Below are 13823 nucleotides of genomic sequence, written 5' to 3' on the forward strand. Positions count from 1 at the left end.
CCTCCTACGCGCGGTTCGGCTGCCAGTTGTCCGGGATCACGGCGATCACGTCGATTTCCATCAGCCACTGCGGCTGGCCGAGCGCGGACACGACGAGCCCCGTCGAGATCGGATACACGCCCTTCAGCCACTTGCCGACTTCCTGGTACACGGGCTCGCGATAGCGCGGGTCGATCAGGTAGGTCGTCGTCTTCACGATGTGCGTGAGGTCGCTGCCGGCTTCCTCCAGCAGCTGTTTGACGTTCTTCATCGCCTGCTCGGCCTGCGCGCGCGGATCGCCGAGGCCGATCAGGTTGCCGTCGAAATCGGTGCCGACCTGGCCGCGCACGTAGACGGTGTTGCCGGCCCGCACGGCCTGGCACAGATCGTTGTCGAGCGTCTGGTTCGGGTAGGTATCCTTCGTGTTGAACATGCGGATACGGGTATGGGTGGGTTGGCTCATCGGAATCCTTCGGTCGTCAAGGTCACGCCGCCGCACCGGATGCGAACGGGGTGCGGCAGGCGGCGTGGGTTCGGTCAGTTCACCGCGTCGGCAAGCGGCTGCGCGTGGGCGTGAGTCGCGGCGCCGTCCTGCTCCGCGTGCGATGTCGAGCGGCGCTGCGATGCGTCGTGGTAGTCGAGGTAGGTACGCTGGATCGCGATGTGATCGGCGATGTGCCGCGCGTCGTGCCACACGCCCCAGATGAAGCTGGAGCCGCGCCGCGACAGCCACGGCAGCCCGAGGAAATAGATGCCCGGCTCCTTCGACACGCCGCGCTGGTGCTGCGGCTTGCCGTTGTCGGCGAACGCGTCGACCTTCAGCCAGCCATAGTCGACCGCATAGCCCGTTGCCCAGATGATCGACGTGACGCCCGCGCCGGCGAGGTCGAGCGCGAGGATCGGATGCGCGACGCACTCGGGGTTCGGCAGGATGTGGCGCGCTTCGGGTTCTTCCGGCAGGTCGAGGCCGTTGCGCGCCGCATAGGCATCGGCCGCGTCGAGCAGCGACAGGTAGTTTTCGTCGCCGCGCGCGAGATTGATCGCGAGATCGCGTTCGAACACGGCCACGCCGCCATCGAACGACTTCGTCAGCCCGACGAGCGTCACGCCCTGGTTCGCGAGCCTGCGGAAATCCACCGTATGGCCGCCGCGCGCGCCGCTCACCGCGATCGTCACGTGTTCGCGGCCGGGTGTCGCGACTTCCTTGTCCCATTCGCCGAGCACGCCGAGCCACCAGCAGAAATCGCGGCCGCGATACGCGCGCGGCGGACGATCGTGCGGGCCGACCGACAGGTACACCTGCCGGCCCGCGCGCTGCAGTTCGTCGGCGATCTGCACGCCCGACGAACCCGCGCCGACCACCAGCACCGCGCCGTCCGGAAGCTGGCCCGGGTTGCGATAGTCGGCGGAATGGAGCTGCACGAGGCGCGCGTCGTCCGGCGCGATCGGCGGAATCACCGGGCGCTGGAACGGCCCCGTCGCGACGACCACGCGGTTTGCCTCGATCGTGCCGTCGGACGTCTCGACGACGAAACCCGGCTTACCTGTATTGCGCACGACCTTCTTGACCTCGACGCCCGTGCGGATCGGCGCGTTGAACTTGCGCGCATATGCTTCGAAGTAGTCCGCGACCTGGTCTTTCGACGCGAACGCGTCAGGATCGAGGCCGTCGAATTCGAGGCCGGGGAAGCGGTCGTGCCACACGGGGCCGTTCGCGACCAGCGAATCCCAGCGCCCGGTGCGCCAGCGTTCGGCAATTCGACTGCGCTCCAGCACGAGATGCGGTACGCCCAGCTTGCCCAGGTGCTCGCTCATGGCCACGCCGGCCTGACCGGCGCCGACGACGAGCGTATCGATTGAGGTTGTTTCGACTGCCACGGCTGTCTCCTTCTGAAGTGCGGCTCAGTGCGACGCTCGTGCTGTCGCGTGAGTTGGAATGGAGACATTCTGCTGATGCGCAGGCGGGCGCGAAATGATGATTTTTGTTGGTGTTGACGAGAAAAAAGCTGGGGGTGGGGGAATATGGGCGGTGGGCGGTGCCGGAAGAGCCGTTCAAGGTGAAGTACCTGCGGACAAGACATCAGCGCATCGCACACCAGCGCACGCCCCTTTCGTCGCACTGCCCGCTACACGCCCGCCGCAGGCATCGGGCCGGCCCATCTCAGGCTAATTACGCGCGCCCTACGTCGCGATGTAACCGATTCCACTCCTGATCTGGAACCCCATGTGCGATGTTCGGATCGCTATGCCCGGATCGTTTTCGCCGCCTGCCCGGCCATCAGCGACCATGATTCGGACCCGGCAAATCGTGAGGCGCCGCATACGCAGTGAATATTCCAGTCGTGCCGCTCACCACGTCGCTCGAATCCATGTTCAGGAAGCGGCCGTTGACCTCGACGCGGAATTTGTACGGCGAATCGCGCGCTTCGGGCGGACAGGTAGCGGCTGCCGGATCTTCAACCGCCCTTTCCTGATCCCGCGCGCGCCGTTGCAGCAACCGTTAGAGTGGCGCTCCCCGCGCCGGCAAGCATGAAGAAATCGAGGTAGTCCATCAGCCCCGTCGCTACGAAGACCAAGCACTTGGGTACGCGCCAGTACGTTGCTGCTGATGGCTGGCCTGCTGTATCTGCCGTGGCTGTCCGCCGAAACCGCCTGGTTGGAGTTGAGACATTCCGCTGACAGACCGCCTTGCGCGAAATGATGTTTCTTTGTGGGTATTGACGGCCAAAAAGGCCTTTGCTGGCCAACTCGCAGCTACGTTGACGAAACCCGGTCACGGACACCGCCTCGACTCAATGCCCGCCGTTGATTTCCGTATCTTCGAAGGCCAGATGCTCGAAATAGCTCCCGGTGAAATCGACGTCCAGTCCCTTGAGACCGTGAGCTTCAACCGTGGTGCCTGTACAGTCCAGCACCTGCACCGAATGCCACGTGTTGCCGTCGAACCTGACACCGTTCCACTTGCATCCGAGAAATTTCACGCCGTTGAACGTGCTGCCCTGAAAGGCGGCGTCATTGAAGCTGCAATCGACGAATGTGCATCCGGAAATCGCAATCCCGGCAAAATCGCAACCTGCGAACGTGCAGGCCGAGAACCGGCAGCCCGTCCAGCCGGCTTGCCGGAATGACGTGCCGGCGAAACTGCTACCGTTGAAACTGCTGCCGGCAAATTGCGCGAGACCCAGATCGAGGCCGGCGTAGGCCGAACTGTCTGCCTGACCAGACAGTCCCGCGGGCGCACCGCCCGCGCCCTTGCGCCACTGATCGTGTTTGTAGATGATTTCAGAACTGCTCATCGATCTGCTTCCCGGTGCGCGGGAGCCACGGCATCGGTCTCATCCTTGTCCGAGTGCTGTTCCTCGTCATCGTCGCCGGATGTTGCCGAACCCCGGCTGGCGAACCATGCGACCACGCCACCCAAAGCAAGCAGCGGACCGAGAAACAGGAAATTCTCGATCGCGAAATCGCTCACATCGTGCGAACCGTAGCTACCTCCGCTGATCTGGGCCACGGAGCCCATTGCCGCGATCGCACCCCAGGCGGCCAGGATCAGACCGCCGACACACACCGTCGCGGCAATCGTCGATTTACGCATCTCCGCCCCCTCAAGCGTTCTCGGACGCGTTGCCGACGCTGACCTGAGGCAGCTTCGCGAACCCCAGGTGATTGGCCTCGTTCCACCACGTCCACGTCACGTCAGCCGGCGATACGTCCAGATGCGTCGCCCGCGGATCGGGGAACGTATCGCCCTGCATGACGTACGCCTGGCGATACCACTGGTTGAACGTGGCCGCCCGAGGATGATCGCCTGCCACATCGGCTTGCCAGATGCCCGTCACCGGGCACGCACGCGTGCCGCGACACCGGATGGCCGGGTCGGGAAATTCGGCGGCGCGCACGATGCCCTGCGTGACGCGCGGATGCGATTCCACCGTTTGCGCGGGCATGGGAATCACGTCACCGACATAGTGGAAGAAGATGCGGCCATCCTCCGGCATCAAACCGGGGCGGCTCCGATCGAACAGCTCCTCCTTCCGGTAATGCATCGGTAGCTGAGCCATATTCCATGCGAGGTGACGATCGGCGACCGGATATTTCAGTTGTGCCAGCCAGTAACCACCGACAGGAGCGGCAGTCGTTTCCGCCTGCGGAGGCACGGTGACCTGCGGCTTCTCCGGCAGCATGTAGCCATCGGGCACGTGCGCGCGGCCCGTATGCAGCGACACGGGGTGCACGGCGGGCTTGACCGGCGACGCCGGCGCGGACGTCACCGCCTTCGCCGCGTTGATCAACGTCTCCTTGTTGCCGTCCCACTTGGGCAGTTTGGCGGGCGGAAGCGGCACCACCTTGTCCAGGTTCGGCAGACGCAGGTCGGGGTCGCGCTCGAGGCGATCGGCAAGGACACCGTAGCGCTCGGCGCGGGCTTCATCCTTGACATGGCCGACCAGCGCGTCCCCCTTGCCAAACGACGCACTCAACCATCCCGCACTCTCGGCACTGCCGAATTTCACGCCCGCATGCAGCGTCTTGAGCGCACGTTCGTTGTTCTCGCTCAACTCGGCTCGATCACCCGTAATCGTCGTTCCCAACTCATATGCTGCACTTCCGTTGCCCTGTGCGACCGCACATTCAAGCATCTGGAGTGCGATCTTGCGGTTGCCCCAGAAACCCGCCTTGGGATCATCATAGAGCGCGTCCATCTTGCCACCCAGATACGCCATCGCACTTGGGCTGCCCATATCGGCGGCCAATTGCCAGAATGCATAGGCGCGGCTGGCATCCTGCGTTACGCCCATCCCGTTCATGTGATACGTACCCATCAGATCGTAAGCCGCCGGAATACCCAGTTTCATCGCCTGTTCGGTGATCTGCACGGCATGTTCGGAATCACGATCCACCCCCTGCCCCTGGGCGTAGGCATTCGCCAGATTCAGCATTGCCTTCCAGTGCTTGCGCTCGGCCGCCTTCGTCCACAAATCGACAGCGCCCTTGTAATCGCGCTGGTTCGGCCACAACAGCGCGCTGGTCAACGCCATTGCCTGCTGGTTCCATCGATCGGCCTCGGGGTCGAGGGGGGGAACCACGTCAACCTCGTGCTTGCACTCAAATGCTGTGCGATGAGGGTTGAAGGCGGTCAACGACATGTTGCGAGGAAGAGAATCGTTCATTGAGCAGGCTGCACATGCAAGGAACAGGAAAGCAGAAACTAACCGGGTCAAGCCGATACGGTTGGTGGGAGTCGATCGCAATTGATTTAGCACGATTTGGGAAACCTACTCAGGATAAGCGAACGCCTGTCGCACGCTCATCATGGAACGGATGCAGGAAGCCGGTCGGCGCATCACCCTTCTTTCGGGCAAGCTCATTGGCCCGCAGCAATTGCACCCAGTTGCGAAACGCTTTTGACATGGCCTGCGGAGTCAACGACGACGGATTGCAATCCGCTGCATTTCCGGTATGAAGCTTCCACACCCGCTTGCGCAGATCTTCGCTTTTCATAGGGTCGTCGGTTCCCACGTTGATCTCGGCATCCACTGCCATGCTCCGCAAATTCAGATTGGCACTGCCCAACGTGAAGAAACTGTCGTCGATCACCAGCAGTTTACTGTGGATGTAGATCTCCCTGTACCGGGCCGCGAATGATTGTGCCTGTAACGGTAGCATCGGCGCCAGATCCGGGTCTGGCAGTTCGCCTTTGGCTTGCTGCTTTTTTACGTAGTCGTCCCAGCGAGCCTGCTTCTTCTCAGTTTCGGTATTCAGCTTGGAACTGCGCCAATTGTAATCAAATGACCACAGGCTACCGACCAGCGCGCGGATACCCATCTGATCCAGCGATTTCGTCAGGGACGCCTTGTCACCGAGGTCCTTGGCGCTTTGCGCCGCAGGCGACAGCGGAGCAGGGTAATAGTCGGGGTCGATGCTCGCGCCGCTCGCTTTCTGACGCTTGACGTAAGCATCCCAGGTTGCCTGCTGCTGCCGGTTGCGCGCGAGTTCGTCTTCCACCGCCTTGTCCTGATTGGGCATCGAAGTGCCATGGCCCAGCACCTTGACCGTATCATGCGTGCGCGGCACCATCTGTGCCCGCTCGGGCGTGGGAATGACAGCCATCACGTGCAAATTCGGTATGTCGGCGGGATTCTTTCCGGCCGCCTGGCTGCATGACAGAAACTCAGCTCGCAATTCCTTCAGCTTCGTCGGCCACTCGGTATACTGAAAATACTGGTTCTCGATGTAGATATAGCTGCGCGCAAACGACGTCGCCTGGTTATACAAGGCCTTGACGGATTTGTCCTTTTCTTCAGGCTGCGTACGGACAATTTGCGCACGCTGGCACGGCGTGCCGAGATTCTGCGTCAATCCCGGGGGCACCTTTTTGAAATCGTGCGTTCGCGACAGGTTCGTGCCCTTGCCCTTGGCACGGTTCCACGCGTCGGTAAAGTTCTTGCTCACCGCCACCAGCGCCTCACCCCGAATCCGACTTGCATAGTCCTGGTAAGGCTTGAGGCCCGGCTCCGTGTCATTGGCCCCTTCCCACGCCTCACCACGGCGTGGATCATTGAAGAGGTGCTGCTGCGTGTCCCAATAGTCCGTCACGCTATTCAGCCCCATCACGTAGCCGACGGCGTGCACGCCGCCTTCATGGTCGTAATCGATCAGGATAGTCTTCTGATGGTCGGTGGCCACCTTCTCCAGCCCCAGTACCTCGGTGAAATCACGTTTGCCCGGCTCGCTCTTCAGGCTTTCATGGACGTCCTTGCTGCTGCCGTCCCGCGTACGAATCGACAGGTTGGGCAGCCGGCCGGCAAACGCATCGTCATACCATCGCGAATTGAAATCCTCGCGCCGTTCCCGCGGAGTCTGCGGTTGAGGCGGATTCTCGGTCGGCAAATAGATACCGCCTGCCATGGCGACCTCCATGGCCATCTTCTCTTCATAGTTCAGGCGACCGCTGCTGTGACCCGGCATGTTGTTCGAGCCGAGACTTCCGATGAAGCCATACCACGAAAGCAAACGAACCTGCACCGGCTTGCCATTGTTGAATTTCCCTGCCGCTACGTCGCGCAGCAATCCACCCCAGGTATCTCCTCGCGGCCAGACCTTTCCGTTCCGGATCAACTCCATCCCGGGATCGAAGCCCCAGCAGATGATCTCGACACTGTGCTTGGCCGCCTTCAAATCGGCCGCAATCTGCTTGAACGCATCCTCGCCGCAGATGAATACGTCGAGATTGTTCTTTTCGTATGGCGGCGCGTAGTAGTCCGCCTGCTTTTCCAGAAACCACTGTGCACTGGCGACCGTCTGCCGCTTACCGACATCGACCGGCGCCTTCGATTTGTTTTGGGTATTGGTATCGGACATCAGGTTTCTCGTCAAAAACTGTGGCAAATCGCCGGTCAGCCCTCTGCGTGGCGCTGGCGCGATTCCGGATCGCCGTCGACCGCTCGCCATCCCTGCGCGGCCAGTTGCTCGTCATCGGTCAAGCCCTCCTCCTTCACGGGCACGTCGATCTCATGCCCGTTGTGCAGCTTGACCGTATAGGAAGACGTGCCCTTCTGGTGATTCGCAATGATCAGTTGACCATGCTCGTCGGTCACGCCGTCCGCAATCTTGGCCGATCCCTTGTAAAGCGTGTACGGCTCATAGGCGAGCGGCCGGCCGTCCTCCGGATGCGAACGGAGCACCACAGCCAGGCTGTCCTGTTGCTCCAGTTCCTTGAAGGTCAGGGGATCGGGCGCTTTCACGGGCTTGTTGTCCGGGCCGACGAGGCTGTGCGACGCCGCATGTTCGCGCCACACGCCGCTCGTGCCATGCACGACGCCGCCACCATTCCACTGGCTGTAGCTCGAACCGCCGTTGATCGACGCTTCGTCGCTCGCCTGGGTATTGACCTTAGGCGAGCGAAACACGATTTCCTCACCCGCCTCCAGAATGATCCGTTTGGCGGCCTTCACGACGACGTCCTCCTTGTGCGCTTCAATCCGGAGCTTGCCCTCTGCCGTGACGAGCGTCATGCCCTTGGCCGCGAAGGCACTCATCCAGTCTCCGACGCGCATCAGCAGACGACGTCCCGCGCTGATCTGCGTGTTGCCGATACTTACGGCATCGATGTTGGTCTGCGCACCGAGCACCATCGCATCCTCGCTGGCCACGGTCACACCGGCCGGCCCCTCGATTGCAACCATCGGCGCACCGCCACCACCGCCTCCACCACCCTGGTCGACGTTGCTGCCGGCGTCCCAGCCCTTGATCTGTGATGTGATCTTCTCGATGCGTGCAAGATCGGTATTCTCGGCGTCATTCGCAGCGGACGCATCACCGAGGTTTCGTACCAGTTCCTGCAACTGTTCGATCAACGTCTGCAATGCCGTGCGTTCGAGCATCTTGCCTTCGGCACGTCCCTGCTGCTGCGCGGTCACGTAGACGCCCTTCGCCGCGCGAATGACCGCCTGGGCATCGGTTCTAGCCTCCAGACCGTCGCCGCGAGGCGCGCCTTTACCGTCGTCGCGAGGCTCCGTCAGGTAACCCAGGTTCAACTGGGTATGGGTGTGCTCGCTGGCAAGCTGACTGCTGATCTGGCCGGGCGTATCGTCGAAGCGCAGCTGGTTGTAGCGATCCGCCTTGACCTCCTTCGTCTTGATACCGGACAGATATCGATTGCCCGGAAGCGAGCCCGTGTGGCTGAACGTGGTCGGCATATTGGGACCGCCGTGCAGCACCCCGGTCACGATCATCTTGTCGGGATCGCCATGCAGATGGTCGATCAGCACTTCCATGCCGGCACGCGGCAGCATGTCCATGCCGTAGTTCGGGCCGGCCCAGGGGCTGACCCATCTCACCCACGCGCTGTCCCGCTCGGTTCCACTGGTGCCGGCGCCCTGTGCATGAGTGTGGTCGTCGGCGCGCAAGCCAAGAATCTGCACCTTGATGCGGCCGAATTCGTCGCAATGCACTTCCTCGCCATCCTGACCAACCACTTTCGCGGTAAACGGATGCACGGGCGGCAAATCAACGCGCGGGTCGTAAGCTGGCGTCAGCGGCACGCCCCGGCGCACGCACGTGAACGTGTTCTCGTATCGAACCCCGGCCCCCTCTTCTTCCGCCGGTAACGTGTCGAAGCTCCAGCGACTCGCGGCAAACAGTGCCTGCGCCCGTTCATCGAGCGCCTTGGAGTAGTTGTTGCTGGCCCGATGATGAAGGCTGGTGATCACGAATTGCCGCTGTTCGTCCGGCCGCGTGTCGACCTCGGGATGCCCAAGCAGCGTGAACCAAAAACCTGGTGAAACGTCCCGGACATCGCTCGCCGCGTATACGCACTCCGCACGACGTTCGTGCGCCAGAATGCGTGCCTTCGCCAAGCGCTCTTGATCGGCGTCCGAATCGCCTGCGTGCGGGACGTCGATGACCGAATCAGCCAGCAATTTCGCGAGATCGTTGCCTGCCTCCCCCTGATCGACGATCGTCTCCTGCTCGGACTGTGCCATCCTGCCGGCTTTGTAATCCCAACTGGAACGTCGCACGCTGCCGGGCGTCAGCGCTCGGGCCGTGGACCAGAGCGTGACCGCGTCACGCTCCCGCGACTGCGAACCGCGGTGATAAGGCACCTGGCCTGCCGCCGCCTGAGGCAACTTCGTCGGATCGTCGCAGAACACGAGCGTGTGGACCGGCGTATCGGTTGCCGCTCCGTCATGCTTGCCGGCCCGTGCATACCAGAAAATGCCGTCACGCCGGCACAGCCGGCGAATGAAAGCCGCATCCGATTCGCCCGCCTGACGCGTCTGCTCGCGCTTCGGATACTGATTGCGATCGAGCACGAGTTCGAAATCGAAAGCCTGCGCCAACGCCGAACTGCGTTGCTGCCATTCGTGCAGCAGTGTTTCCAGAATGTCCGGGACGCTCGTCGAACGAAACGTTCTGCTGTTGACACGCTGCTCGAGGATTCCAAGCGCGTCGCGCAACGTCAGTTGTACGCACGTGAGCGAGCCGTCCGATTGACCGGCACGCACGTCGGTGATGATTCCGTTGATCGGGTACGGCTTGCCTCGATCCGTCATCAGTTGCACGGAAAGCGGCAACCCCAGAAACGTGGACAGCGGAAGATCCGGGCGCGAAGACAGACAGGTCAAATGCCCTTCGATGCCGGTACACAAGCCTTCCGTCAAATCGATGCTTTGCGGTACGAGGACACGTGCCAGCGCCTCTTGATGTCGTCCCCAATGAAACCGGATTGCACGATTGTTCTGATCGAGCGCGCTCACGAAGGCACGCAGAATTTCGGTCACGTTCACTTATCGATGGGCATTCGGCGACGACGCTCTCAGACCGCTACGTCACCTGCGCACTTAATTGATTTGAGTGTCGATTTTAAATGCAACGTTCACACAAAAACAATTGCGCTGTGGTAACAGACGGCAACACATGCACGCGCCTTGAATACAGCGGAACAACACCCACACCTTTTGACATCAAAAAGAATGGAACATGTTGATTCCATTGACATTTAACATTCTTTCCATCACTCGAAAGTAAATATTACTCATCTTCCGCCCGACCGGATTCGACCTTCGGCCGTCAATTCCTGACTATGCCCACCCCGCCAAACTGTTGGTATTCCCGGCACTTCGCGACGGGCGGCACTCCCTTCCCAGCCGCTTCCTCGGCATGCCCGATCGATCCCCTTTTTTATGCAACCGGCTATGCCAGCCGGCGATGACCCGTTGCAGATGATCGAACACACCAACGAATTCGCGCGACGCTTCAACACGACCGTCGAACAGCCGGTGCTGGTTGAATGCGAGGCCATGCTGTCGTCGGTCTCGCGACTACGGGGCAGCGAACCGGCCCGCGCGCGGGGCTAGGCGGGCGGACCATCGCGGAGGCGAGGGGCGCGGTGGGGTTGACGTACTTGGATTGAACGGGACAGCGGCGATGAATTGTCGTCGCGTGGCACGCGTCCGCGACGACAGTCTCAAATGCGTGGCTCGTCGACCAACGGATCACCCGTGAAACCGCGTCGGCGAACATTTCATTTTGACGCTATCCTGCGGCTCGAACATGGATGACCACGCCCGAGTGACCTATGTCTGCAATCGACTCCGACGATATCGAGCAACACGCGCCTCACGCGAACGGCAAGCCGACGCGCCGAAACGACGCGCGCGTCTGGCGCTCCACGCTGGTCCCCGGCGGAGAGATGGTCACGGCCCGCTTCACCGACCATGTCTACTCTCCCCACTGGCACGACGCGTACACGATATCGGTCATCGAACGCGGGGCTGAACGTTACGACTATCGCGGCACGCGGTTCGTCGCCGACGCCGGGTCCCTTCCCATCATCAATCCCGGCGAAATCCATACCGGTTCGAGCGCGGCCGACGCAGGCTGGCAATGCCGCACGTTCTATTTGCCGGTCGATTTCGTGCAGGGCGTGGCCGAAGAGGCCGGGCTGTCCTATCACGGCACGCCCTGGTTCGACTCGGACATCATCAAGGATGTCGACCTGGTCGGCCGCGCGCTGCGAGCGCACCGCGTACTCGAGACCGGCACCGACATGCTTGCCGTGGAGTACGTGTTGCTCGACGCCGTTTCCACGCTGCTGAAGCGCTATGGACGGATGCGCCCGCCTTCCCGGCCGATGAGCATCGATCGCATGCGTGTCGAGCGGATGAAGGCGCGCATGCTCGACGAGCTGACCGCGTCGCTCGACCTGGCCGAGCTGGCCAACGTCGTTGGCGTGTCGAAATTCCATGCCGCGCGCATCTTCTCGCGCGAGGTCGGCATGGCACCGCATGCCTGGCGCAACCAGGTCCGACTGGCCCGCGCCTGCGATGCGCTTCGTGCCGGCATGCCCGCAACGGAAGTGGCCGCGACTTTCGGCTTCGCGGACCAGAGCCACTTCAACCGTCACTTCAAGAAGGCAAACGGTGTCGCGCCGAGTCGCTGGAGCGACACCCGGTAACAAAAAGGCGCACAGCGCAAGAACGTTCAAGCGCGAGCGTCGTATCGCGTCCTATCCTCGCCCTCAATGGGAGGAAGACATGGACGCAAATCAACGACGACGCCCGGTGACGAACGGGGAAACAGAAGCCGATACGGGCTTCGTAGCGCTCGACGACATCCAGCCCCGACGCGGCGCGGAGGTGCTCGTCGAGGTGCTGAGAAGCGAAGGTGTACGCTACGTTTTCGGCAATCCCGGCACGACCGAGCTGTCATTCATCGATGCACTGACCGACGCGCCCGACCTGTCGTATGTGCTGGGCTTGCAGGAGGCCGCGGTCGTGGCGATGGCGGATGGCTATGCCCAGGCTTCGGGCCGGCCCGGCTTTACGAACCTGCATACGGTGGGCGGCCTCGGCCACGCGATGGGCGCCCTTCTGAATGCAAAGGCGGCCAGAACGCCGCTGGTCGTCACGGCTGGCCAGCAGGATACCCGCCATGCATACACCGATCCGCTGTTGTACGGCGATTCGCTGGGTGTCGCCCGTCCGGCGGTCAAATGGGCACGGGAAGTCGCTCACCCCGATGAAATCGGCGTGCTCGTGAGGCGCGCATTCAACGACAGCGCGGCGGCCCCGTCCGGGCCGGTCTTTCTGTCCCTGCCGATGGATGTCATGGAGCGCACCACGTCCCGGCCTGTCGCGCGGCAATCGGCGATCGACCGCACCTCGATCCCGGCGGCGCTGCCCGATCTGGCGAAGGCATTGGCCTCGATCCTTCCCGGACGCGTTGCGATGGTGGTGGGCGACGAAGTGTTCGCGGCCGGCGCCAGCGCGGAAGCCGTAGCCATCGCCGAAACGCTGGGAGCCTCGGTATTTGGTCCATCCTGGCCGGCCCACCTGCCGTTTCCGACGTCGCATGCATTGTGGTGCGGCAACCTGCCCATGACGGCCGCCGACATGCATGAAACGCTCGGCGCCTTCGACGCGGTCTTCGTGCTCGGCGGTCACTTCAGCATCACGATCCTCTACTCCGTCGGCCCTGCCATTCCGTCTACGTGCAGGCTTTATCAGCTGGCAAGCGACCCGCACGACCTGGGCCGGATACATGCAACAGCACTGGGCTGCGTCGGCGCCCTTCGCGCATCCCTCCAGGCACTCCTGCCGATGCTGCGCGACGCGTCGCAGCATCGGCGCGCCGAAATCGATACCTTGCGCGCCGACGCGCAGCGCAGTCGCACACGACGGCGCATCAACCTCGAGGAGCAGGTCGCGTCCGGGTTGAGCGCCACGATGACGACACCGCTCGTCGCCGCGCACGAAGTCGCGCGGGCGCTCGGTCCGACGACGCCTGTCGTCGATGAATCGCCGGCGACGATGCCGCTGATTCGCAGCGCGCTCCACTCCGCCGGTACCCGGCAGTACTACGGTACCCGGGGCGCCATCCTCGGATGGGGCATGGGCGCGGCGGTCGGCATATCGCTGGGGCTCGGACGGGAGCCCGTCGTCGCGATCATCGGCGACGGCTCCGCCCTCTACGCGCCGCAAGCGTTGTGGACCGCGGCGCATGAATGTCTTCCGGTCACGTTCGTCGTCGTGAACAATCAGGAGTACAACATCCTGAAGAAGTACATGAAATCGCAGCATCATTTCGTCAGCGCCCATGCCGATCGCTTCGCCGGCATGGACCTCAAGGACCCGCCCATCGACTTCCTGGCACTCGCGAGATCCTGGGGGCTGGCCGCCCGTCGCGTGGCGCGGCCGGGAGACATCGCGGCCGCCGTCGCGTGCGGAATCGCATCGGGACAGCCGAACCTGATAGAGATTCCGGTCAGCGTGACGTAACCGGTACTCATGGTCCTGATCCGAATGGCCTCGCGGAATCACTCCGCCCCGTCAAGATCCATTCGA

At 62.5% G+C, this 13823-nt stretch carries 10 protein-coding genes; 3 read left to right on the forward strand and 7 right to left on the reverse strand.

All coding sequences use genetic code 11. The annotated features are described in order from the left end of the window. Window positions 1–4 precede the first annotated feature (4 nt). The 7 genes from BCO18175_RS09715 to BCO18175_RS09745 form a co-directional block, all read right to left on the reverse strand. Entirely contained in the window at window positions 5–442 is a 438-nt protein-coding gene (locus BCO18175_RS09715) for a RidA family protein (RefSeq protein WP_089454353.1), read from the reverse strand. Between the two features lie 74 nt (window positions 443–516). Beyond that, complete coding sequence (locus BCO18175_RS09720; protein ID WP_174980399.1) at window positions 517–1857, reverse strand: flavin-containing monooxygenase; 1341 nt, start codon at window positions 1855–1857, stop codon at window positions 517–519. 914 nt (window positions 1858–2771) lie between these two features. After that, window positions 2772–3275, reverse strand: a complete 504-nt coding sequence (locus BCO18175_RS09725) for a pentapeptide repeat-containing protein (protein ID WP_174980400.1) — start codon at window positions 3273–3275, stop codon at window positions 2772–2774. Further along, window positions 3272–3574: a hypothetical protein gene (locus BCO18175_RS09730; protein ID WP_174980401.1), complete on the reverse strand. Its 303-nt coding sequence runs from the start codon at window positions 3572–3574 to the stop codon at window positions 3272–3274. The genes BCO18175_RS09725 and BCO18175_RS09730 overlap by 4 nt, the downstream gene beginning before the upstream one ends. 10 nt (window positions 3575–3584) lie before the next feature. Further along, window positions 3585–4916, reverse strand: a complete 1332-nt coding sequence (locus tag BCO18175_RS09735) for a DUF6396 domain-containing protein (RefSeq protein WP_438820489.1) — start codon at window positions 4914–4916, stop codon at window positions 3585–3587. Between the two features lie 340 nt (window positions 4917–5256). After that, window positions 5257–7338 (reverse strand): phospholipase D-like domain-containing protein, encoded by a 2082-nt coding sequence (locus BCO18175_RS09740; RefSeq protein ID WP_174980403.1) that lies wholly within the window; start codon window positions 7336–7338, stop codon window positions 5257–5259. Between the two features lie 35 nt (window positions 7339–7373). Then, entirely contained in the window at window positions 7374–10259 is a 2886-nt protein-coding gene (locus BCO18175_RS09745; RefSeq protein WP_254608016.1) for a type VI secretion system Vgr family protein, read from the reverse strand. Window positions 10260–10694: 435 nt separating this feature from the next. Here BCO18175_RS09745 and BCO18175_RS09750 point away from each other — a divergent pair, with 435 nt between their 5' ends. The 3 genes from BCO18175_RS09750 (at window position 10695) to BCO18175_RS09760 (ending at window position 13757) form a co-directional block, all read left to right on the forward strand. Beyond that, on the forward strand, window positions 10695–10835 hold the full coding sequence (locus tag BCO18175_RS09750) for a hypothetical protein (protein WP_438820022.1): 141 nt from the start codon (window positions 10695–10697) through the stop codon (window positions 10833–10835). Window positions 10836–11056: 221 nt separating this feature from the next. Next, window positions 11057–11935 carry a helix-turn-helix domain-containing protein gene (locus BCO18175_RS09755; RefSeq protein WP_174980404.1) on the forward strand — a complete coding sequence of 293 codons (879 nt, stop codon included), beginning with the start codon at window positions 11057–11059 and terminating at the stop codon, window positions 11933–11935. 79 nt (window positions 11936–12014) lie between these two features. Beyond that, on the forward strand, window positions 12015–13757 hold the full coding sequence (locus BCO18175_RS09760) for a thiamine pyrophosphate-binding protein (RefSeq protein WP_174980405.1): 1743 nt from the start codon (window positions 12015–12017) through the stop codon (window positions 13755–13757). Window positions 13758–13823 lie beyond the last annotated feature (66 nt).

Origin of the sequence: Burkholderia lata (assembly GCF_902499335.1) — a bacterium.
GTDB classification, from domain to species: domain Bacteria; phylum Pseudomonadota; class Gammaproteobacteria; order Burkholderiales; family Burkholderiaceae; genus Burkholderia; species Burkholderia lata_B.